The sequence below is a fragment of the Micromonospora sp. CA-259024 genome, from assembly GCF_050936255.1.
In the GTDB taxonomy this organism is placed as follows: Bacteria; Actinomycetota; Actinomycetes; order Mycobacteriales; family Micromonosporaceae; genus Micromonospora.
This window is the reverse complement of record NZ_JBNJND010000001.1, coordinates 1,348,020-1,368,502: the sequence shown is the minus strand read 5'-3', so window position 1 is coordinate 1,368,502 and position 20,483 is coordinate 1,348,020. Positions and strand designations below refer to the sequence as shown.

Here is a 20,483-nt window from a genome sequence, read left to right as displayed (position 1 = left end):
GGAAAGAGGGGGCGACGTCGGGGCGGGATCAGTCGGCCGTGACCTCGGCCAGCAGGGCGCCCACCGTCCGGGTCATCACCGCGCGGGCCTGGTCCACGCCCAGCCCGAGGCCGTAGCGCAGCATCGACCAGGCCGGCCACATGCTCGCCGCCACCAGGGCGTTGAGCAGCTGCTCCCGACCCCGACCGGCCTGGGCCAGCTCGACGGCGAAGAGCTCGGAGACCTCGTCGCGAACCCGGTCGATGTGCTTGAGGCGATTGCGGTGCAACTGGTCGGAGACCGGCTCCCGCATCTGGGCGGCCCGCGCCGACGGTGCGATGAGCTGGAGCAGCCGGGCCCGTTGCCGGCAGTACGCGTCGACCCGCTTCGCCAGCGGTAGCCCGGTTGGGATCGGCCGGTAGGCGGCGTCCTGCTGCCGGAGCACCTCCGCGCCGCTCGCCTCGAAGAGTGTCTCCATGTCCTTGAAGTTCGTCCAGAGCGTGCGCAGCGAGATGCCAGCTCGTTCGGCGATGCGTTCCCCGGTCGGGCGCAGGTCGCCCTCGGAAATGAGCGCGAGGTGCGCCTCGACGATGGCCGCGCGGGTGCGCTCGGCCCGGGCGGTGCGCCCGTCGACCCGGCCAGCGACCTCGACCCCGTCCATCCGCCCCCGCCCCCTCACCGCCACGGCGCCTCCCGACGCACCGCCGAGTCTAGACAGGCGGCGATCAGCAATCCCGGAGCGTCCGCCGGCGTCGTCATCCGGGCCGGCCGGCCGGCGGGACGCCCTCGTCGCGGACGATGGCCCGCCCAGCACCGGCGACGATGGCGACACGATCCATGATCCGGCCAGAATATGCAGTCACAGTGCAGATACTAGAGGGGCTGATCGGTGTCGGTCAACGCCCGGACGACCAGCCGGGAGACTCCGCGCAGGAATCGGCGCAGCCGTCGACCGGGCGTGGTCAGGTGCGACCACGCCCGGTCGGACGTCGGGGCGTACGGGTCCTCAGGAGACGGTCGGTACCCCGTTCGCCGGGGGCGTGGCCGGCGTGACGGCGTACTCGTTGACCGGACCGTCGGCCTCGTCGGTCTCGTACGTCGGCCCGAAGTAGCTCTGCACTCCCCCGCTCACCCGGGTCAGCCGCTGTCCGCCGTACCCGGAGTGGTCCTGCGCGGAGAACCGCAGCGGTGCCAGGCCGGGGCCCTGGAAGCCACCCTTCCGTACGGCGTCGAGCACCTTCTCCCGGGTGACGTCCTTGCCGGCGGCGAGCAGGACCTGCACGAACAGGTAGCCGACCGACATGCCGTAGACGGTGTTGCCGTCGAACGGCGCGCCCCCGTTGTGCGACGTGTTGATCCTCGTGAAGAGCTGGATCCACGGGTTCGCGGTGTCGTTCTGCATCGGCAGGTAGTTGGTGCCGACCATCCCGTTCAACAGCGGTGCGGCGGCGCCGAGCTGCTTGGCGAGGGTCGGGTGGTCGGCGCCGACGTTGGAGACCAGCCACTGTGGTGTGAAACCCAGCCGCGCGGCGGTGCCGATGGAGAGCGCGGTGAAGCCGGGCACGGTGGCGAGCACGACGACCTGGCATCCGGCCGCCTTGAAGGCACCGATCTGCGGCGCCACGTTGGTGTTGCTGGTGACGTACGTCTGCTTGACCGCCACGGCTCCGGCGCCGAGCACCTTCTCCACGCCGGCCAGACTGTCCCGGCCGAAGTCGTCGTCCTGGCCGAGGAAGCAGACCTTCTGCCCGGCCAGGTTCGCCTTCGCGTAGTTGGCGAGGATCTTGCCCTCGACGGTGTAGTCCGGGTTGAAACCGAACGTGCCCGGGTACTTGTCCGGCTGGTCCCAGCTGCGGCTGCCGGAGGCGACGAAGAGGTCGGGCACCCGGTTGCTCTTGAGGAAGTCGAGCACCCCGGTGTGGGTCGGCGTCCCGAGGCCATTGAGAACGGCGAAGACCTTGTCCTGCAGGACGAGCTGACGGACCACCTGCTGGGTGTTCGCCGGGTTGTAGCCGTCGTCCATGATCTTGTAGGTGATCTTCCGGCCGTGCACACCGCCATTGGCGTTGACGTAGTCGAAGTACGCCTTCGTCGCCGGGGCGATCTTGGCGTAGCCGGCCGAGGCCGGCCCGGTGAGCGGCATGTGCGTACCGACGATGATCTCGGTGTCGGTGACGCCCGGCACCGATGCTCCGCCGGGACCGGAACCGTCGTCGCCGCTGCAACCGGCGGCGGCCAACAGGGCGATGGTGCTGGCGATCGCGAGACCACGTTGTGCCATACGGTGCATGGAGAACACCGACCTTTCTCGGTCCGGTTGTCACGGGGAACGGTGTGGTGGTGGGCGCCCGGCCGGGGCCGGGCGCGGGACAGCTCAGGAACGCCGGGCCCGCAGGCGCCGACCAAGACGGGACAGCAGGCCCTGCACGCCGCCGGGTGCCGCGATCATGACGACGATCAGGGTCAGCCCGAAGATCGCCAACGGGAGATTGCCCTCCAACCGCTGTGCCACCGCGGGCGAGAGCGTGAGCAGCTCCGTCACGGAGTGGGTGAGGTCGGGCAGGGCGACCAGCAGCACCGCCCCCCACAGCGCGCCAGCGAGACGCCCGAGGCCGCCGATCACCACGGCCATCAGCAGAAAGAGCGACAGGGTCAGCGAGAACGCGCCGGGCGAGACGCTCTGGGCGAGCACCGCCAGCAGCGCGCCACCGAGCCCGGCGGTGGCGGCACTGACCACGAACGCGATGACCTGGGTGCGGGCCACGTGGATGCCGGCGAGGCGGGCCGCCACCTCGTCGTCACGGACCGCCCGGAAGGTGCGCCCGTAACGGCTGCGGACCAGGTTCGCCAGCAGCAGCAGGGCCAACAGAGTGGCTGCCCCGCACAGCCAGAGCTGCCACCGCTCGTACGGGAAGTACGGGCCGAGCGCCACCGGCGGTGGCTCCACCGGCACCGACAGTCCCTGCTCGCCGTTGAGGACGCCGTCGAAGGTGACGGCCAGCGCCGGCACGACGACGGCCACCGCGAGGGTGACCCCGGCCAGGTAGGGGCCGCGCAGCCGGGCCGCGGCCACACCGACCACCGCACCGACCCCGACCGTGACGGCGATCGCCGCGCCCAGCGAGAGCGGCAACAGCCAGCCGCCGGTCATCCCCCGGTCGGCGAACGCGTTCTGGCACAGAGCCACGGTGTACGCCCCCGTGGCCATCAACGCGCCGTGCCCGAGCGACAGTTGACCGTTGAGCCCGGTGAGGACGGTCAGCCCGGCGGTCGCGCAGAAATAGGCCGCCACGGTGGCGAGCTGGAAGTTGCGGAACGGCTCGACGGTGTAGCTGACCGCCACCAGCAGCAGCCCGACGGCGAGCACCACCACGAGGTGACGCAGCAGGGTGGAGCCACGTCGGGGATCGACCGGGCGGTCGTCGGCGTCGACCTGCCGGCGCTTCGGCGGCAGGGCCGCCCTCGTGGCGCTCACACCCGCCTCGCCGCGACCGGGGCGAACAGCCCACCGGGCCGGACCAACAGCACCGCCAACAACAGGACCAGCACCGCGAGCGGCGTGACGTCACTGCCGGCGTAGCCGCTCACGTAGGAGAGCAGCAGACCCACCACCAGGCCGCCGACCACCGCCCCCGGTGGGCTGTCCAGCCCTCCCACCACGGCTGCGGTGAACGCCGAGACGAAGACCAGGTCCATCGCGTGCGGATGCAGGCCCAGCTCGGTCGGGATGACCAGCATGGCGGCCAGCGCCCCCACACCGGAGGCCAGCGCCCAACCGAGGGTCAGCATGCCCGCGACATTGACCCCGAGCAGCCGTGAGACCTCGGGAGCGAAGGCCGCCGCGCGCATCCGCAGCCCGACCGGGGTACGGGCGAACATCCAGGCCAGACCACCGACCACCACCCCGATCGTGGCGAAGACGAACAGGTCGTACGGCGACAGCACGGCAACCCCTCCCACGGTGAGGGCCGACCGACGAAACGGTGCCTCGGCGGGGCGGAACTCGTTGCCGTACACCATGCCCAGCACGGCCTGGATCAGCAGCACCAGACCGAGCGCGACGATGACCGGGTTGAGCGGCGACGCGTGGTCCACGTGCCGCATCACGACCCGGTCGACCAGCGCGCCGAGCAGCAGCCCGGCGACGATCGCGACCAGGAAGCCGAGCCAGTAGGAGCCGGTCGCGGCGGAGACGGTGTAGGCGACGTACGCGGCGGCGACGGCCATCGCTCCCTGGGCGAAGTTGACGACCCGCGCCGCCCGCCAGATGAGCACCAGGGCCAGCGCGAACGCGGCGTACACCGCACCCCGGGACAGGCCGTCGACGGTGAGGAAGACGAAGCGGTCCAACAGTCCTCCCTCCGGGGGACGAGGTGGTGGTCAGAAACCGAGGTACGCGTGGCGCAGGTCGACGTCGTCGCGCAGTCTGGCCGCCGGGGCGGCGATCACCACCCGGCCGAGGGACATCACCACGCCCTGGTCGGCGACGGCGAGCGCGCTGCGCACGTTCTGCTCGACCAGCAGCACGGTCAGGCCGGTCCGGTCGCGCAGCTGGCGCAGCAGGGCCATGGTCCGGGCGACCACGCGCGGTGCCAGGCCGAGCGACGGCTCGTCGAGCAGCAACAGGCGGGGCCGCCCGACCAGTGCCCGGCCGAGCGCCAGCATCTGCCGCTCACCGCCGGAGAGCTGGTGGCCGAGGTGCCGGCGACGTCGAGCGAGGGGCTCGAAGAGCTGGTAGACCTCGTCGAGGGCACGACCGGAGTCGGCCCGGTCGCGCCGCCACAACCCGCCGAGCCGCAGGTTCTCGTCGACTGTCAGCTCGCTGATCACGCCCCGCCCCTCCGGCACGTGCGCCATGCCGCGCCGGACGAGCTGCTCCACGGGCGTACCGCGTAGGTCCTCTCCGGCGAGGAGCACCTGGCCGGCGGCCGGGCGGATCATGCCGGAGAGCGCGCGCAGCAGGGTCGTCTTGCCGGCACCGTTCGCGCCGACGACCGCGGCGATCGTGCCGGTCGGGACGGTGAGGTCGACGGCCCGCAACACGGGCGCGGCACCATAACCGGCCACCAGGCCCCGCACCACGAGCAGGTCGGGCGCGCTCATGGGGAGACCTCCTCGACGGTCGCACCGAGGTACGCGTCCGTGACCGTCGGGTCGTCGCGGATCTCGTCCGGCGTGCCGGCGGCGAGCACCCGGCCGAAGTCCAGCACCACGAGTTCGTCGCAGACGGCCATCACCAAATCCATGTGGTGCTCGACCAGGAGCACCGCGCAGGGGTCGGCGTCCCGCCGGGGCAGCTGCCGGACCAGCTCCGCCAGCCTGGCGATGTCGTCGGCGCCGAGGCCACCGGCGGGCTCGTCGAGCAGCAGCAGCCGTGGCCGGGCGGCGAGTGCCCGGGCCAGGGCGACCCGCTGGCGTACGGCAAAGGGCAGCGTGGTCGGAGCGGCGTCGGCGTGCCCGGCGATGCCCAGGTCGTCGAGGATGTCCAGGGCGTGCCGGCGCAGCCGCCGCTCGTCCCGGTCGCTGGCCGGCAGCCCGAGCAGCGCGGGGAGGAAGCCTGCACGGGCGGTGTGCGAAGCGCCGGTCATCACGTTCTCCAGCACGGTCAGCCCGGCGAAGAGCCCGGTGCCCTGCAGGGTGCGGGCGATGCCGAGCCGGGTCAGCCGGTGCGGCCGTGGCCGTAGCGGTCGGCCGTCGAGGGTGAGCGAACCCGCCGCCGGCGCGACGAAGCCGCAGATCACGTTGAACAGCGTGGTCTTACCGGCTCCGTTGGGCCCGATCACGCCCACCACCCGGTTGGGTGGCACCCGCAGCGAGACGTCGTCGAGGGCGGTGAGGCCGCCGAAACGGACGCCGATGTGGTGCAGTTCGAGGCCGCGCTCCATCACCCATCCCTCGGTCGTGGCGGGTGTTATTTACACTCGCAGTGTACGTTTCTCGGGAACCGCGTCAAGACCTTCAATGCCTCACCGCCCACACCCGGACGGGGCGGCCGCCACCGGCGGCCGCCCCTGGACCAGGGTCAGGCGCTGGGACAGGTGTTGCGGTACTCCTCGATCTGCGAGCCGCTCGGGCCCGGGCAGAGGAACTGCTCGTAGCGGGTGTCGTCGTCGACGAACCGCTTCAGCCAGGCCACCATCTGCCGGGCGGTCGGCGTGTTCGTCGTCTGCGGGAAGAAGTGGCTCGCACCGTTCAACTCCAGGTACGCCTTCTCGGCGGAGGCCGGGATGCTGGTGTAGAACGGCACCGAGTGCGACGAGACCGGCGCGACAGTGTCGCTCTCACCACCGATGATCAGCGTGGGCACCCGCAACTCGGACCAGCCCTTGTCCGTGTTCCAGGGCGCGAGCGGCACCGCGGCCTGCAACGACGGCCGCGCCGAGGCCGCCTCCAGGCTGCCCCCGCCACCCATGGAGTGACCGGCCACCGCGAGCCGACTGCTGTCGATCCGACTGCGCACCGAGCTGCGCTCGGTGAGGTAGTCCAGCGCGGCGAGCAACTGCCGACCCCGACTGTCCGGCTGGTCCAGCCTGCTGTTGGTCTCGATACCGATCACCACGAACCCGTGCGAGGCGAGCCTCGGCCCGAGCCAACTGATGCTGGACCAGGCCGCGGTGAAGCCCGGCGAGATGGCGACGGCGCCGAAGGTGCCCTCGCTGGTGCTGGTCGGGTAGTAGATGACGCCGCCACCGAAGCCGGTGACGCTCAGCGACGACACGCTCTGTGAAGACGTGGCGAAGGGACCGCGACTGGCCTCCAGGATCGCGGTGGTCGGGGCGGGGCCCCGCTCGTACGGGCTCGCCGCCTGGGCGGCGCCGGTCGGGCCGGCCAGGATGCCGCCGGCGACCAGGGCAGCGGCCAGCGCGAGTCGGGCGGCGACGGAACGGGGACGGGTGGTGGTTGGTGACGACACGTCGGGCACTCCCTAGAGTCGAGGGATATCGACGTGCGTCAGTTTTGGCTTCTCCGCCGATCCACGCATCGGCGAAATCACCAGTCCCGCCGACGAATGCCGTGATCGTGGCGTTTCGGCCCACTGACCAGGGGTAGCAGGGCAGACGCCTGCCCGTACACGCTCCATGGAGGGGTTCATCCAGTGGACTCAAGCAAGCCCGCCGAGGCGGTCAAGAACGCCGTGAAGTCAGCCTCCGGAAAGATCTCCGACGCCCTGACTCCGGAGGTCCCCGGCGCACCCGGAAGCGCGTCACCGACCGTCGAGGAACCGACGACGCCGCAGGACCCACTGCCGCCGAAGCCGGAACAGGGGGCACCGCAGACCCGTACGCCGACCGGCGCGGAAACCGGCGCGCCGACGACCACGAACGGTCAGCAGGGTGCCTACCTCACCACGGCGCAGGGGGCGCGGCTACGCGACACCGACCACTCGCTGAAGGCCGGTCCGCGTGGCCCGGCGCTGCTCCAGGACCACCACCTGCGCGAGAAGATCACGCATTTCGATCACGAGCGCATTCCGGAGCGCGTCGTGCACGCCCGTGGCGCCGGTGCCCACGGCGTGTTCACCGCGTACGGGACCGCCGAGGCGGTCACGAGGGCCGGCTTCCTCAGGAAGGGGCGGGAAACCGAGGTCTTCGTGCGGTTCTCCACCGTGCTCGGTTCGCGCGGTTCGGCCGACACGGTCCGCGACACTCGCGGCTTCGCGACGAAGTTCTACACCGACGAGGGCACCTTCGACCTGGTCGGCAACAACATGCCGGTCTTCTTCGTTCAGGACGCCATCAAGTTCCCCGACATCATCCACGCCGCCAAACCGCACCCCGACCGGGAGATCCCGCAGGCGCAGAGCGCCCACGACACCTTCTGGGACTTCGTCTCGTTGCACACCGAGGCACAGCACCACGCACTGTGGAACATGTCCGACCGGGGCATCCCACGCTCGTACCGGACGATGGAGGGCTTCGGCGTGCACACGTTCCGCCTCGTCAACGAGGCCGGGGAGACGGTGCTGGCCAAGTTCCACTGGAAGCCGAAGCTGGGCGTGCACTCCCTCACGTGGGAGGAGGCCCAGATGCTGAGCGGAATGGACCCGGACTTCCACCGCCGGGACCTCTACGACGCCATCGAGGCCGGCGCGTACCCGGAGTGGGAACTCGGCATCCAGGTCCTGCCCGACACCCCTGAGGAGACCTTCGCCGGGATCGACCTGCTGGACCCGACGAAGATCGTGCCGGAGGAACTGGCAGAGGTGCAGCCCATCGGCAAGCTGGTCCTCAACCGGACGCCGACGAACTTCTTCGCCGAGACCGAGCAGGTCGCCTTCCATCTCGGTCACCTCCCGCCGGGCATCGACGTCACGAACGACCCACTGTTGCAGGGCCGGCTCTTCTCGTACGTCGACACGCAGCTCAGCCGGCTGGGCGGGCCCAACTTCGCACAGATTCCGGTCAACCGCCCGCATGCCGCGGTGAACGACATGCTGCGCGACGGCTTCCACCAGCACGCCGTGCACGCGGGTGTCGCGCCGTACCGACCGAACTCACTCGACGGCGGCAACCCGTTCCCCGCCGGCGACGACGAACACGCGTTCCTCGACGTGCCGGTGACGGTGGCGCAGGCGCCCAAGGTACGCGCGAACCCGGTCTCGTTCGACGACCACTACAGCCAGGCACGCCTGTTCTGGCTGAGCATGTCGCCGGTCGAGAAGGAGCACATCATCCGGGCGTACACCTTCGAACTCGGCAAGTGCTACCACCAGGCGATCAAGGAGCGCCAGCTCCGGAGCCTCGCCAACATCGACCCGGTGCTGTGCGCGGAGGTCGCCACCGGCCTGGGCCTGCCCGCCCCGCGGCCCAGCGTGCCGCTCGCCGACGTCACGCCGAGCCCGGCGTTGTCGCAGGTCGGCAGAGAGTGGCCGAGTGACGGTCGCACGATCGGGATCGTCGTCGACCCCGACGGCGACCTGGACGGCGTCGCCGAGGTCCGCCGGGCCGTGTTCGATGCCGGCATGGTGCCGCTGCTGATCGCCCCACGTGGCGGCATGGTGGCGAACCTGCCGGTGCAGCGCACCTTCGCCACCGGCCGGTCGGTCGAGTTCGACGCGGTCCTGCTGGCCGGAGCGCCGGCACCCGCACCGGATGCGATCCCGGCCCGCGACGACAAGGCGGGTGAGCCGGGACCGGCAGCCGTGGATCCCCGCCTGCTGCTCCTCGTCGAGGAGTGCTGGCGGCACGCCAAGGCGATCGGCGCCTGGGGTGCCGGCGTCACCGTCCTGGAGCAGGCCGGGGTGGCCGGCACGCCCGGCATCGTCACGGCGGGCTCCGGTGCCGAGGCTCTGACGGCGGTGCGGCAGTTGCTGGCCACACACCGGGTGTGGGAACGATTCCCGGCCTCGGTCGCCTGACACCGCCCGATCACGGCGAGGGCCGTCCTCCCCGTCATCGGGAGGCCGGCCCTCGTCAGCTCTCCTGCCGCTACTTCCGGGTCCACTGCAGATGGTTGGTGCCGGCGCCGCAGCTCCGCTGCTCGACCAGGGCCCCGTTCGCGGTGCTCTGGCCGACCGCGCCCAGGCACATTCCGCTGTGCGCGTTGACCAGTTGTCGGTCGGCGTTCAGGGTGAACTGCTGTGCCGGGGTCGTGTTGCAGGTGGTGAGCTGGATCGCCGCGCCGGCGTCGCTGGATGCACCGAGCACGTCCAGGCAGCGCCCGCCCAACTGGACGCTCCCGTCCGGCCGCATCGTCCAGAGCTGGTTGCGGGCACGGTCGTCCCGGCAGTCCCAGAGCTGGAGCCGGACCGGGTCCGGTGAGTCCGGCGCCGTGATGTCCAGGCACCGGTTGCTCGCCACCCCGACGAGCCGGTAGCCGTCCTGGGCCGGGGGCGTGCTCGGCCTGGGCGACACGCTGGGGTCGGGTTTGGCGGACGGGGTGGTTCCACCCGCCGCCGACGCCGGCCGGAAGCCCGCGGTGACCTCCCGGAACGCCTCCGCCCCCGCCGCCCAGTCGGCCTCGGGCGTCAGCCAGGCGATGCGGTAACCCTTCCGCTTCGCCGCCGTGAAGGTGCGCTGGCGGGCGTGCATGGCCGTGCCCGCATCGCTGGTGTAGCGCCACTCCAGGTCGGCGGCCTTGAGCTGGTAGTTGACGGCGAGCAGCTCGACCCGGCGGAAGTCGCGGTACCGCTCGCCGACAGCGGGGCTGCTCAGCTCGGCCACCGGGTCGCTCCGAGGCGAGTCGGTCTGGCTGATGACGAGCATCCGTTCGCCGTTCGGCTCGTGGAACTCGACCTGCTGGCCGCGCCGGACGATCTGCCAGTCGCGCGGTGCCGGCGCGGAGAAGCCGCTGCTGTCACGGTAGACCGACCACGAGATCGGCCGAAGCACGTCTGTGGTCGGCGCGGCGCCGGGCTTCGCCGCCGCACCCGGCACGCTCGAGTCCACCAGCTCTGTCCCGCCGCCGCCCGGGTGCGCCGTGCGGCGGGTGGTCAGCGCGATGCCGATCACCAGGCCGAGCGCGACCACGGCGCCGAGGCCACCGAGGAGCCAGATCCGCCGTCGGCGGGCCGGTCCGCGACCCGCACCGGCCGGTGCGGCGCCGGCCAACGACCGGGGTACGTCGTGGCGCACCTGATCGCCCCGGTGCTGCACGTGTGCGAGCTGCGTACCGTGGACGCCGATCGGGTGCGGCACACTCGCCGCCTCCGGCCGGGGCGCGGTGGGCCCGGGGCGCCACGTCACCGCGATGGGCGTCGGCGTGCCGTCGAGCGCCGCGCGAAGCAACCGCTCGGCGGCGTCCGCGTCCAGCCGCTCGGCCGGGTCCTTCCGCAGCAGGCCGTCCAACACCGGCGCGAGCGATCCCGCGTGCCGCGCCGTGGGTGGTGGTTCGGTGACCAGGGCGGTGAGGCTCATCAGACTCGACGGGCGGGCGTACGGTGACTGGCCCTCGACCGCGGCGTACAGGGTCGCGCCGAGCGACCAGAAGTCCCCCTCCGGGCCCACGGTGCCACGCATGGCCCGCTCCGGTGAGACGTACGCGGGCGAGCCGAGCACGACACCGGTGAGGGTCAGGTTCACGTCCTCGACGGCGGTGGCCAGACCGAAGTCGGTGAGCACGATCCGGCCGTCGACGCCGACGAGGATGTTGGCCGGTTTGACGTCTCGGTGCATGATTCCGGCCTGGTGGGCGGCGCGGAGCGCGCCGAGCACGGCCAGCCCGATCTCGGCCGCCCGCACCGGCGCGACGGGGCCGTCCGTGGTGATGGTGTCGTGCAACGAACGGGACGGCACGTACTCCATCACGATCTGCGGGTCGCCGTCGGTGCTGAGCAACACGTCGAAGACCCGGACGACGTTGACGTGGTCGAGTTGCGCGATCGCCCGCGCCTCCCGAAGCGAACGGATCCGCAATTCCTGCCGTGCCTGATCGGTCAGGCCGGGCGGTGGGACGATTTCCTTGATGGCGACGTCCCGCTGAAGCATTCGGTCGCGGGCTTTCCACACTCGACCCATTCCGCCCTGGCCGAGGAGCTCCAAGACTTCATACCGATCGGTAACTAAAAGCGGTAACATCTGCGGCACCCGGAGAGGCTACCTGGCCCGCCGTGGACGCAATTTCCGGCGGGCGCAGCTCTCCTTTATGTGACCTGGATCATTCCAGCCCGAGCGGGCCCCTTTCCGCCGCCCGAATCGGTGCGGGTACATCAATAATCCCGCCGCGCCGTGGCTTTCTGTGCACAGTGGCCACCCGCACCGTGCAGCGCGATCAGCCGATGTCCGCCAACCGTGGCAGCACCTCGTCGCCGAGCCGCTGGGCGAACTCCACCGGGTGCCGATCCGGCGTGACCTGCACCTCGCTCACCCCGAGCGCGGCGTAGTCGGACACCTCGGCAAGGAACGCGTCGGTGTCGTCCAGCGGCGGCCGGGCGGCGACCACCGTCTTCTCGATGGTGTCGTAGTCGCGGCCCTCGGCGGCGCAGTGCCCGCGCAACACATCCAGCTTGCGCGCGACGTCGTCGGTGCCGCTGCTGCCGAACAGGTTGCAGGCATCGGCATACCGGGCCACCAGGAGCAGGGTCTTCTTCTCGCCCCCGCCACCGATCATGATGGGCGGGTGCGGGCGGCTCAACGGCTGCGGCGAGTTGATGGTCTCGGCGAGCCGGTAGTGCCGTCCGTTGAACGGACCGTCGTCGTCACTCCACATCTGCCGGCAGATGCGCAGCGTCTCCTCCAGCCGCTCGAACCGCTCGGCCACCGGGACCACCGGCACGCCCAGCCCGAGCTGCTCCCGCTCGTACCAGGACGCGCCGATGCCGAGGCGGGCCCGGCCGCCGGAGAGCACGTCGAGGGTTGTCACGGTCTTGGCGAGCAACCCCGGATACCGGTACATCACGCCGGTGACCAGCACACCCAGCGTCATCCGCTGAGTCTTCGCCGCGACGTAGCCCAGCGTGGTGTACGCCTCCAGCATCGGCTCCTCGGCCGCGAACACCGCGTCCATCTGGAAGAAGTGGTCCATCACCGTGAACGACGCGACGCCGGCCTGGTCGGCGGTGGCCGCCGTCTCCGCCAGGGTCGGGGCGATGGCGGCCGGGTCGGCCGGGGTCGAGTAGTTCCAGTAGTGCAGCCCGAGCTTCATGTTCGGCACCTCCGCAACGAGCCTAGTGCTCCCCGGGCGCCAGCGGGTGCCGCTCGATGCTGCCCGCGATTCGCGCCCGCCGGCGTCCATTACCGGTTCATGACAATTCGTGGACCACGCGCGGATATCCGGCTGGCAGCTTCTGATGGGTGATCCAAGAGCTCTCCTTCATCGACACCCGGCCCGCCGAAAACGACCCTGACGCGGCGCGCGTCCGGTTTCGCCACCGTTATCGGGCCGGGAACACCCCCGCCGCGGGCCGGTCACACCGGGCGGAGTGGGCCGACGCGGCGAAAGGCGCCTGCATCATCCTCGTCGTCCTGTGGCACGTCGTCGTCAAGGATTACCTGCAGATCGACTGGCACATCGGCGTACCGGTGCCGGGCCTGTGGGGAACGCTGGGTGAGCAGTTCCTTCCGCTGCGGATGCCGCTGTTCTTCACCATCTCGGGCGTCTTCGCGGCGAACGCCGCTCAGCGGCCCTGGCGGGTCGTCGCCCGCAGCCGGATCGCCGGATTCCTCTACCTGTACGCCGTCTGGTTGCTGATCCACACCGCCGTCCTCGCCACCGCTCCGGAGCTGCCGACCGACCGCGCCACCTCGGCCCTCGGCCTGCTGGAGCAGCTCACCATCACGCCGTCCAACCTCTGGTACCTGTACGCCCTGGCGCTGTACTTCACGATCGCCAAGGCGACCCGTCGGGTGCCCCGGGCGCTGGTTCTCGTGCCGGCCGCGGTGCTGTCCGCCGTCACCGCCGCCGGCCTGCTCGACACCCCGGGCAACCGCGCCGGCCTCTACCAGAACCTGGTCTTCTTCCTCGCCGGCCTGTACCTGCGGCCGCAGATCCAACGGTGGGCGGCCACCGCCAGCCGACGCCGCCTCGTGCTGACCTCGGGCGTCTACGTTCTCGCGCTCGCCGCGATGGCGGTGGCTGGCGCCCAGCAGTGGCTCGGCGTATGGACGGCGGTCTCCGTCGTGGCGGTCGCCTTCGGCATCACCGCCGCCGCGCGGCTGGCCCGGTGGCCCGCCCTCAGCAACCCGCTGGCTAGGCTCGGCCGCATCACACTGCCGATCTACGTCATCCACATGCCGGTCCTGGCTCTGCTGCACCGGCTGTTGCTCGTACCGGTTTCCGGGCTGAATCGGCCCGTCCAGGGTCTGATCGTGCTCGGATACCCGGTTCTGCTGACCGGTCTGGTGACCGGCCTGAGCCTGGCCATCCACCGCGGGCTGCTGGCGGTGCGCGCGCGCTGGCTGTTCACGCTGCCCGGTTCCCGCCAGCTGAAGGTGGCCGAATGAGCGCCCTGGCCGAGGCGGTGATCGACCTCACGACGATCGCCAGCAACGTGCGGACGATCGCGTCGGTCGCCGGCACCGACCTGATGGCCGTGGTGAAGGCGGACGGGTTCGGCCACGGTGCGGTGCAGGTGGCCCGTGCCGCGCTGCGCGCCGGCGCCGGCTGGCTGGGGGTGACCTCGGCGGCCGAGGCGCTGGCCCTGCGCGACGCCGGTGTGACCGCGCCCACGTTGAGCTGGCTGCACGGCCCGAACGACGACTTCGGTACGTTGATCATCGCTGGCGTCGACGTCGGCGTGTCGACGACGACGCACCTGCACACCGTCGCCGACGCGGCCCGCCGGCTCGGCGTACCGGCGATGGTGCAGCTCAAGGCGGACACCGGGTTGTCCCGCAACGGGGCCGCCGGGGACGACTGGCCCGAGTTGGTCGGTTGGGCCCGCAAGTACGAACGGGAGGGCGGGATCCGGGTGCGCGGCGTGTGGTCCCACCTCATCGACGCGGACATGCCCGGTGCCCCCGAGTTGGACCGGCAGGTGGCAACCTTCGAGGAGGCGCTGCGGGTCGCCCGCTCGGCCGGCCTCGACCCCGACCTGGTCCACCTCGCCAACTCGGCGGCCGCACTGTCCGCACCGCGGACCCGCTTCGACCTCTGCCGGATCGGAATCGCGCTGTACGGCGTGGACCCGTTCGGCGCGACCGGTCCGGGCGAGTTCGGGCTGCACGCCGCGATGACCGTGCGGACGAGCGTGGTCAACGTGAAGCGGGTGCCCGCCGGCACGGGCGTCTCCTACGGGCCCGAGCACGTGACCGGCGCGCCGACCACCCTGGCGCTGCTGCCGCTCGGCTACGCCGACGGCCTGCCCCGGGCCGCCGGCGGCCGCGCCGCGGTGTGGCTCGGCGGCCGACGGTGCCCGATCGTCGGGCGCATCGCCATGGACCAGTGCGTGGTCGACGCCGGCGACCTGCCGGTGGCGATCGGCGACCCGGTCGTGGTGTTCGGCCCCGCCGAGGATGACCAGAGCCCACCGACGGTCGTCGAATGGGCCCGCTGGGCCGGCACCAACCCACACGAGATCTTGACCGGAATCGGGGCCCGGGTGGCCCGCGACCACCTCCACGAAAGGGCACGGATTTCATGACGACCCGACTGGCAGTGCTGTACGGCGGGCAGAGCGGCGAGCACGAGGTGTCCTGCCGCTCGGCGGCGAGCATCCTCGCCAACCTGGACCGTGAGCGGTACCAGGTCACCGAGGTGCTCATCGATCGTGACGGCGGTTGGCACGTCGACGGTCGGCCGACGCCACTCCCTGCGGCGCTGCGCGTCCTGCGCGCCCAGGAGGTGGTGTTCCCGGCCCTGCACGGCCCGTACGGCGAGGACGGCACCGTGGCGTCGCTGCTGGAATGGCTCGGCGTGCCGTACGTCGGCAACGGTGTCTTCGCCAGCGCGGCCGGCATGGACAAGGGTGTCACCAAGCGGCTCCTCGCCGCGGAGGGCCTGCGGGTCAGCCCGGGGGTGACGCTGCGTCCCGGCGAGGAGCTGTCGCCCGCCGACCGGCGACGGCTGGAGCTGCCGGTCTTCGTCAAGCCGGCGCGGGCCGGGTCCAGCCTGGGCGTCGTCAAGGTGAACGACTGGGCGGGCGTTCCCGCCGCGCTCGAGCAGGCCCGCCAGGTCGACCCGAAGGTGCTGGTCGAGCAGGGTGCGCGGGGGCGTGAGATCGACGTGGCCGTCCTTCAGCACCCGGACGGCCGGGTGCAGGCCGGCCCGCCCCTGGAGATCCGGGTGACCGGTGCCGGCTTCTTCGACTACGACGCGAAGTACGACGGTGGGGCGGTCTTCCAGATCCCCGCCCCGCTCGACGAGGCAACCACCGAGGTGCTCCAGGACCGTGCGATCCGCGCCTTCCACGCCCTCGACTGCCGGGGACTGCTCCGGGTCGACTTCTTCCTGCCCGCCGAGGGTTCACCCGAGCCCATCGTGAACGAGGTCAACACGTTCCCCGGCTTCACCGCCGCGTCGCAGTTCCCGCAGATCTGGCAGAAGGCCGGCCTCGGGTTCGCCACGCTGATCGACATTCTGATCTCCGGCGCGCTGGCCGACCAGGACCGGATCCGCTACAGCGGGTTGCCCCGGCAGGCACGGGCGGTCGATCTGGTGTGAGGCGGTGGCCGGCGCCTGATCACCTGATCGGGCAGGGCCGGGGTTTTCGGGCGCCGTCCGGCCCGACGATGGTGACCTCGGCGAAGGTCGTCGCCAGGCCGATCCGCGCGGCGGCGTCGGCCACCGTGCAGATGATCTGGTCGGCGGCGTTCGCCGACAACGACCGCGCCGCACTGGTCGTCCGCACCGTGAGACCGCCAGATCGATCGGCCCCGGGCGTCACCATGACCGGGGCGACATCAACCGGCACCTCGCTCGTGAAACCCTGGCTGCGTTCACTCTCGTCGAGACCGGCCGCGAGCAGGACGAGGGTCTCGGCGGGCGGGGCGTCCGCCTTCGACGGGCGCAGCACCAGCGTGAGTTCGCCCTGCGAGAGCAGGTAGAGCCCGATGCCCCGCGATGGGCCGCTGACCGCGGGTCGACCGGTGATGACGCCGCTGGGCCGCACCCCACAACCCGTCGCGAGCAGCGTGAGCAGCATCGCACCGGCGAGGAACGCGCGGCGCGTCCGGCGGCCGGTCACCGGGCACCTCCGGCGTCCCGGGGCAGCCGGAGCGTGAACACCGCGCCGCCGTCGGGGCTGTTGCCCGCGACGAGACGGCCCCGCCGCTCGCCGTGGCGGTGCAGGCGCGCGTTCTCCCAGGAGATGGCGAGGCCGAGGCCGCTGCCCTCGGAGCGGGTTCGCGCCGTGTCGGCCTTGTAGAAGCGGTCGAAGACGTGCGGCAGCACCTCCGGGTCCAGGCCCGGACCGTGGTCACTGACCTCGATGGTGATCCAGTCCGCGTCGGCGCTCACGCGCACGGACACCGGCTCGGCACCGTGCCGAAACGCGTTGCCGACCAGGTTGGCGACGATGACGTCCAGCCGCCGGGGATCGAGTCGGGCCACGATTCCGGGCGGCAGCTCCGCCCGTACCCGGTCGAGCCAGCCCCGGATCCGCAGGGTCGCGGTCACCGCCGCGGCCACGTCCACGTCGTCGACGGCGAGCCGGGCAGTGCCGGAGTCGAACCTGCTGACCTCGATGAGGTCGTTGACCAGCTGGGTGAGGTTCTGCGTCTCCTGGCTGACCAGCCGGGCGGCCCGGCCCGCGTCCCCGGGGAGGTGGTCGGCCTCCTCGTCCAGCACGTCGGTGACCGCCGTCATCGCGGCCAGCGGCGTACGGAGTTCGTGCGAGACGTCGGCCACGAAACGGCGGGCGTCGGACTCCATCCGCCGCAGCTCGTCGACCTGCCGCTCCAGCGTCCCGGCGGTGTCGTTGAACGTCCGCGCCACATCGGCCAGTTCGTCGGCGCCCCGGACCGTCAGCCGCGTGCTCAGGTCGCCCTCGCCGAGGCGGCGCGCCGCCCGACCCAGGTCGCGGACAGGTCGCAGCACGCCACGGGCGGCCAGCAGGGCCAACAGGACGGCGAGGATCAGGGACAGCCCACCGGTCAGCCACGCCAGGGTGGCGAGCCGGTCGATGCTCTGCTGCTCGGGCACGAGACTGCGCACCGAGTAGACCTCCAGCCCGGACGGCCGGGACGTGCCGTCGGGCCGGTCGAGTTCCAGCTGGGTGCCGATGAGCAGCATGGGCTGTCCGTCGAGCGAGACACGCTGCCAGGCGATGCGGCCGTCGCCGACCTCCTGCCGCAGCTCGGGGGTGAGCAGGTCGGGTGCCGGCGAGCTCTGCGCCCGCATGTCCCGGTAGACGACCACCGCGAAGCTCTCCCGGTCGGAGAGGCGCTGGGCCAACACGTCCAGTTCACCCTGGGTTGGCGGGAGTTGGGCGATCGGGTAAACCTTCGCAAGCTGGTCGGTCAACGACATCACGGCGGCGTCCTGCGCCTGCTGAAGGATGACGGTGCGGGCTTGGAAGTAGCTGCCGCTGGCCACGACCGCCGTGGTGGTCACACCCAGCAGCGCGAATGCCAGCACCAGCCGGACCCGCAGGCCCGAGACCCGGGCGCCGGCCCAGCGCCACAGTGTCACAGCGGCCCGAACCGGTATCCGAAACCGCGCACGGTCTGGATGAAGACCGGCGCCGACGAGTCGGCCTCGATCTTGGCGCGCAGCCGCTGGACGCACGCGTCCACGAGTCGCGAGTCGCCGAGATATCCGTGTTCCCACACGGCCTCCAGCAGTTGCTGTCGGCTCAGCACCTGGCCCGGTGTGTGCGAGAGTTCGAGCAGCAGGCGCAGCTCCGTCGGGGCGAGGCTGACCGGGGCACCGTCCTTGCTGACCACCAGCGCGGCCCGATCGATGGTCAGTGCGCCGTGCTGCTCCAGGCCGGCCCGCTCGCCGCCGGTACGCCGCGACTCGCCACCGGTGCGTCGGAGCACGGCGCGGATGCGCGCCTCGAGCACCCGGGCCTGCACGGGCTTGACCACGTAGTCGTCGGCGCCGGCTTCCAGGCCCGCCACCACGTCCATGTCGTCGTTGCGGGCGGTGAGCATGATGATCGGCAGGTCGCCGAGCTGCCGGATCCGGCGGCACACCTCGAACCCGTCCATCCCGGGCAGCATCAGGTCGAGGACCACGACGTCGGACGAGGTCGTGCGCAGCCGCTCCAGCCCCTGCTCACCGGTCTCCACAGCGTGCACCGTGTGTCCCTGTCGGGTGAGCGCCAACTGCAGCCCGTCGCGCACCGTCTGGTGGTCTTCGATCAGCAGGACCTGGGACATGTCGTCAAGTATCCCATCATGAAATGTTTTGAGATTCCGTCGATGGCTGCCGTCGCACACCGTGCCGCTGAGAGAGCGGAACCGCGAAATCCGTCGAACGCACCAGGAACACCACCGAACCCACCAGGAACACCGTCGACCCGCCGGCCGCCACGATGGCGACGAGCGTCCCGCGCTGCACCGACGCGGCCAGGCTGGGCACGACGACCACACCTGCCCAGACCAGCACGACCAGCCCGACCGCCGCCTCGGCCAATCTGCGCCACAGGCTGCCGCCGTCCGACCCGCCGATCGTGTCGCGGTCGCCACGCCAGCCCGCCAGCGCGGCGGCGGCCAGGCAGAACAACGCCACACCCAGCAGGACGCCGCCGAGCGCGTCGCTGAACCGGTGCCAGCCCGCGATCATCGTGGCCGAGGCGATCACCGTGACGCCTGCCGCACCCGGCACTGCCAGCCAACGCCGAGCCCAGCCGGGAAGGACCAGGACGAACGCCAGCAGCAGGGCCGTCGCGGCCGCGACGTGGCCACTGGGGAAACTGTTGTGGGTCGTCGAGCTCTCGATCTGGAGATCCGGGCGGGGTAGCGCCGACTTCACCCCGCCGGCCACCACCACCGCGCAGACGACCATTCCCACGCCGACGACGCCGGCAAGCAGCCGTCGGCGCAGCACACCCACCAGCAGCACGGAGCCGAGCAGGGCGGCGAGGAGCATCGGGCTGCCGAAGGTGGCCAGCACGGTCTTGGCCGGACCCACCAGGACGGTCTGCTGCTCGTACCCTCCGCCCCGCTCGGCACGCGGGAGAAGCAGACCGTCGAGCCACTGACCGGGGTACGTCCGCACGAAGACGGTGGCGGTGAGTGCCAGAGCGAGCAGACAGCACAGAGCCGCCCCCAGCAGCCGAAGACCCAGCGGCACCACCGCGCGGGCGTGTGGCAGCGGTCGTGCCGACGGCGGGTTGGGCGTCGACCGCCCGACAGGGTACGACGATCCGATGGTCATGGCGCCCATGCTCGCCCCGGCAGGTCCGTACGCCGTACGCGGATTGTCATGGTTCTGTCACAACGCTCCCGCTGCCTCCGGATAAGCGGATCGTCGGCGGGAGGGCCGTGTGAGCCTCGGCGGCGCCATGGGATTCACATGCTTACATGCAACGATGTTTTACCTCGCCGAGATCAGCCACCACTAGGGTCAGGACGCCGATCAATGTTTCGGTCGGCGGTGCGAAAAATCCGTCCGGAGTGAGTTGGGGAACCGGAAGGGGTTGGGGAATGCAGGGAATTCCGGTCGCCAGCCTGGTCATCGGCATCGCGTCCTCGCCGGCCGAACGCCGACATCTGGCCCGGCTGCTCGGCGGGAGCGACGCCTTCCTGATCGTCTCGAACGTCGACCAGGCCCGAGAGTTTCTCGGGGTTGTCGAGACACCTCGAGTCACAGTACCCCCGACCCGGGCCATGGTCGCCGAGGTGGCGCCGAGCCCCCAGCCGCCACCAACCGACCTGGCCGTCGACTCCGACCGCCGAGTGCTGCGGTGGCGCGACCAGGAGATCGACCTGACCCGGTTGGAACACGACGTCCTGCTCTGCCTCGTGCACGCCCCCGGGCAGATCTGGACCTACGAGCGACTGCACCTGGAGGTCTGGGGCAACCGCCACCTCGGCCGCGGCTCCGACATGCACTCGGTGGTCCGCCGGGTGCGCGGCAAGCTCGCCCGGCTGAACGCCGCGGCGACGATCCACTCGGTACGCGGGGTCGGCTTCCGGCTCACTCCCGTCTGATCCGCCGGACATGGTCCGGCCCGCCTGGTC

General features: G+C 71.4%; 18 protein-coding genes. 5 read left to right on the top strand and 13 right to left on the bottom strand.

All coding sequences use genetic code 11. The annotated features are described in order from the left end of the window. Positions 1 to 28 precede the first annotated feature (28 nt). The 7 genes from ACQEUX_RS05560 to ACQEUX_RS05530 form a co-directional block, all read right to left on the bottom strand. Positions 29 to 640, bottom strand: coding sequence for a TetR/AcrR family transcriptional regulator (locus ACQEUX_RS05560; protein ID WP_433042129.1), 612 nt, complete (start codon positions 638 to 640; stop codon positions 29 to 31). Positions 641 to 985: 345 nt separating this feature from the next. After that, positions 986 to 2,269, bottom strand: coding sequence for an ABC transporter substrate-binding protein (locus ACQEUX_RS05555; RefSeq protein ID WP_433042126.1), 1,284 nt, complete (start codon positions 2,267 to 2,269; stop codon positions 986 to 988). Positions 2,270 to 2,353: 84 nt separating this feature from the next. Then, positions 2,354 to 3,454: a branched-chain amino acid ABC transporter permease gene (locus ACQEUX_RS05550; RefSeq protein ID WP_433042123.1), complete on the bottom strand. Its 1,101-nt coding sequence runs from the start codon at positions 3,452 to 3,454 to the stop codon at positions 2,354 to 2,356. Beyond that, complete coding sequence (locus tag ACQEUX_RS05545) at positions 3,451 to 4,329, bottom strand: branched-chain amino acid ABC transporter permease (RefSeq protein ID WP_433042120.1); 879 nt, start codon at positions 4,327 to 4,329, stop codon at positions 3,451 to 3,453. Before ACQEUX_RS05545 ends, ACQEUX_RS05550 begins: the two co-directional genes overlap by 4 nt. Before the next feature lie 30 nt (positions 4,330 to 4,359). Then, on the bottom strand, positions 4,360 to 5,082 hold the full coding sequence (locus ACQEUX_RS05540; RefSeq protein WP_433042117.1) for an ABC transporter ATP-binding protein: 723 nt from the start codon (positions 5,080 to 5,082) through the stop codon (positions 4,360 to 4,362). Continuing rightward, entirely contained in the window at positions 5,079 to 5,864 is a 786-nt protein-coding gene (locus tag ACQEUX_RS05535; protein ID WP_433042114.1) for an ABC transporter ATP-binding protein, read from the bottom strand. Before ACQEUX_RS05535 ends, ACQEUX_RS05540 begins: the two co-directional genes overlap by 4 nt. A gap of 137 nt (positions 5,865 to 6,001) precedes the next feature. Next, on the bottom strand, positions 6,002 to 6,892 hold the full coding sequence (locus ACQEUX_RS05530; protein ID WP_433042111.1) for an alpha/beta hydrolase family protein: 891 nt from the start codon (positions 6,890 to 6,892) through the stop codon (positions 6,002 to 6,004). Positions 6,893 to 7,075: 183 nt separating this feature from the next. Between ACQEUX_RS05530 and ACQEUX_RS05525 the strand changes: the two genes are divergently transcribed. Next, positions 7,076 to 9,337 (top strand): catalase, encoded by a 2,262-nt coding sequence (locus tag ACQEUX_RS05525; protein ID WP_433042108.1) that lies wholly within the window; start codon positions 7,076 to 7,078, stop codon positions 9,335 to 9,337. Positions 9,338 to 9,407: 70 nt separating this feature from the next. On the opposite strand, the gene ACQEUX_RS05520 is transcribed toward ACQEUX_RS05525, so the two are convergent. Then, the gene (locus ACQEUX_RS05520) at positions 9,408 to 11,435 is read right to left on the bottom strand and encodes a serine/threonine protein kinase (protein WP_433049608.1); all 2,028 of its coding nucleotides are present in this window, start codon (positions 11,433 to 11,435) and stop codon (positions 9,408 to 9,410) included. 253 nt (positions 11,436 to 11,688) lie between these two features. Further along, positions 11,689 to 12,561, bottom strand: a complete 873-nt coding sequence (locus ACQEUX_RS05515; RefSeq protein WP_433042105.1) for an LLM class F420-dependent oxidoreductase — start codon at positions 12,559 to 12,561, stop codon at positions 11,689 to 11,691. A gap of 149 nt (positions 12,562 to 12,710) precedes the next feature. Here ACQEUX_RS05515 and ACQEUX_RS05510 point away from each other — a divergent pair, with 149 nt between their 5' ends. The 3 genes from ACQEUX_RS05510 to ACQEUX_RS05500 are packed head-to-tail and all read left to right on the top strand — an operon-like array spanning position 12,711 to position 16,017. Next, positions 12,711 to 13,859: an acyltransferase family protein gene (locus tag ACQEUX_RS05510; protein ID WP_433042102.1), complete on the top strand. Its 1,149-nt coding sequence runs from the start codon at positions 12,711 to 12,713 to the stop codon at positions 13,857 to 13,859. Next, positions 13,856 to 14,998: an alanine racemase gene (alr, locus tag ACQEUX_RS05505; protein ID WP_433042099.1), complete on the top strand. Its 1,143-nt coding sequence runs from the start codon at positions 13,856 to 13,858 to the stop codon at positions 14,996 to 14,998. Before ACQEUX_RS05510 ends, alr begins: the two co-directional genes overlap by 4 nt. Continuing rightward, entirely contained in the window at positions 14,995 to 16,017 is a 1,023-nt protein-coding gene (locus tag ACQEUX_RS05500) for a D-alanine--D-alanine ligase family protein (protein ID WP_433042096.1), read from the top strand. The genes alr and ACQEUX_RS05500 overlap by 4 nt, the downstream gene beginning before the upstream one ends. A 19-nt stretch (positions 16,018 to 16,036) precedes the next feature. Here ACQEUX_RS05500 and ACQEUX_RS05495 read toward each other — a convergent pair whose 3' ends face one another. Genes ACQEUX_RS05495 through ACQEUX_RS05480 form a run of 4 tightly spaced genes read right to left on the bottom strand, consistent with a single transcriptional unit; the run spans position 16,037 to position 19,677 of the window. Continuing rightward, the gene (locus ACQEUX_RS05495) at positions 16,037 to 16,540 is read right to left on the bottom strand and encodes a hypothetical protein (RefSeq protein ID WP_433042093.1); all 504 of its coding nucleotides are present in this window, start codon (positions 16,538 to 16,540) and stop codon (positions 16,037 to 16,039) included. Continuing rightward, positions 16,537 to 17,985, bottom strand: a complete 1,449-nt coding sequence (locus tag ACQEUX_RS05490; RefSeq protein WP_433042090.1) for an ATP-binding protein — start codon at positions 17,983 to 17,985, stop codon at positions 16,537 to 16,539. The genes ACQEUX_RS05495 and ACQEUX_RS05490 overlap by 4 nt, the downstream gene beginning before the upstream one ends. Further along, complete coding sequence (locus ACQEUX_RS05485; protein ID WP_433042087.1) at positions 17,982 to 18,677, bottom strand: response regulator; 696 nt, start codon at positions 18,675 to 18,677, stop codon at positions 17,982 to 17,984. Before ACQEUX_RS05485 ends, ACQEUX_RS05490 begins: the two co-directional genes overlap by 4 nt. A gap of 16 nt (positions 18,678 to 18,693) precedes the next feature. After that, complete coding sequence (locus tag ACQEUX_RS05480) at positions 18,694 to 19,677, bottom strand: phosphatase PAP2 family protein (RefSeq protein WP_433042084.1); 984 nt, start codon at positions 19,675 to 19,677, stop codon at positions 18,694 to 18,696. A 269-nt stretch (positions 19,678 to 19,946) separates the two neighbouring features. Between ACQEUX_RS05480 and ACQEUX_RS05475 the strand changes: the two genes are divergently transcribed. Then, on the top strand, positions 19,947 to 20,453 hold the full coding sequence (locus ACQEUX_RS05475; RefSeq protein ID WP_433042081.1) for a winged helix-turn-helix domain-containing protein: 507 nt from the start codon (positions 19,947 to 19,949) through the stop codon (positions 20,451 to 20,453). The last annotated feature ends 30 nt before the right edge of the window (positions 20,454 to 20,483 follow it).

Coding starts and splice junctions, on each gene's coding strand:
- alr (WP_433042099.1), top strand. CDS start 13,856: ATGAGCGCCCTGGCCGAGGCGGTGATCGACCTCACGACGATCGCCAGC.
- ACQEUX_RS05540 (WP_433042117.1), bottom strand. CDS start 5,082: ATGAGCGCGCCCGACCTGCTCGTGGTGCGGGGCCTGGTGGCCGGTTAT.
- ACQEUX_RS05485 (WP_433042087.1), bottom strand. CDS start 18,677: ATGTCCCAGGTCCTGCTGATCGAAGACCACCAGACGGTGCGCGACGGG.
- ACQEUX_RS05535 (WP_433042114.1), bottom strand. CDS start 5,864: ATGGAGCGCGGCCTCGAACTGCACCACATCGGCGTCCGTTTCGGCGGC.
- ACQEUX_RS05480 (WP_433042084.1), bottom strand. CDS start 19,677: ATGACCATCGGATCGTCGTACCCTGTCGGGCGGTCGACGCCCAACCCG.
- ACQEUX_RS05475 (WP_433042081.1), top strand. CDS start 19,947: ATGCAGGGAATTCCGGTCGCCAGCCTGGTCATCGGCATCGCGTCCTCG.
- ACQEUX_RS05500 (WP_433042096.1), top strand. CDS start 14,995: ATGACGACCCGACTGGCAGTGCTGTACGGCGGGCAGAGCGGCGAGCAC.
- ACQEUX_RS05560 (WP_433042129.1), bottom strand. CDS start 640: ATGGACGGGGTCGAGGTCGCTGGCCGGGTCGACGGGCGCACCGCCCGG.
- ACQEUX_RS05555 (WP_433042126.1), bottom strand. CDS start 2,269: ATGCACCGTATGGCACAACGTGGTCTCGCGATCGCCAGCACCATCGCC.
- ACQEUX_RS05520 (WP_433049608.1), bottom strand. CDS start 11,435: ATGGGTCGAGTGTGGAAAGCCCGCGACCGAATGCTTCAGCGGGACGTC.
- ACQEUX_RS05515 (WP_433042105.1), bottom strand. CDS start 12,561: ATGAAGCTCGGGCTGCACTACTGGAACTACTCGACCCCGGCCGACCCG.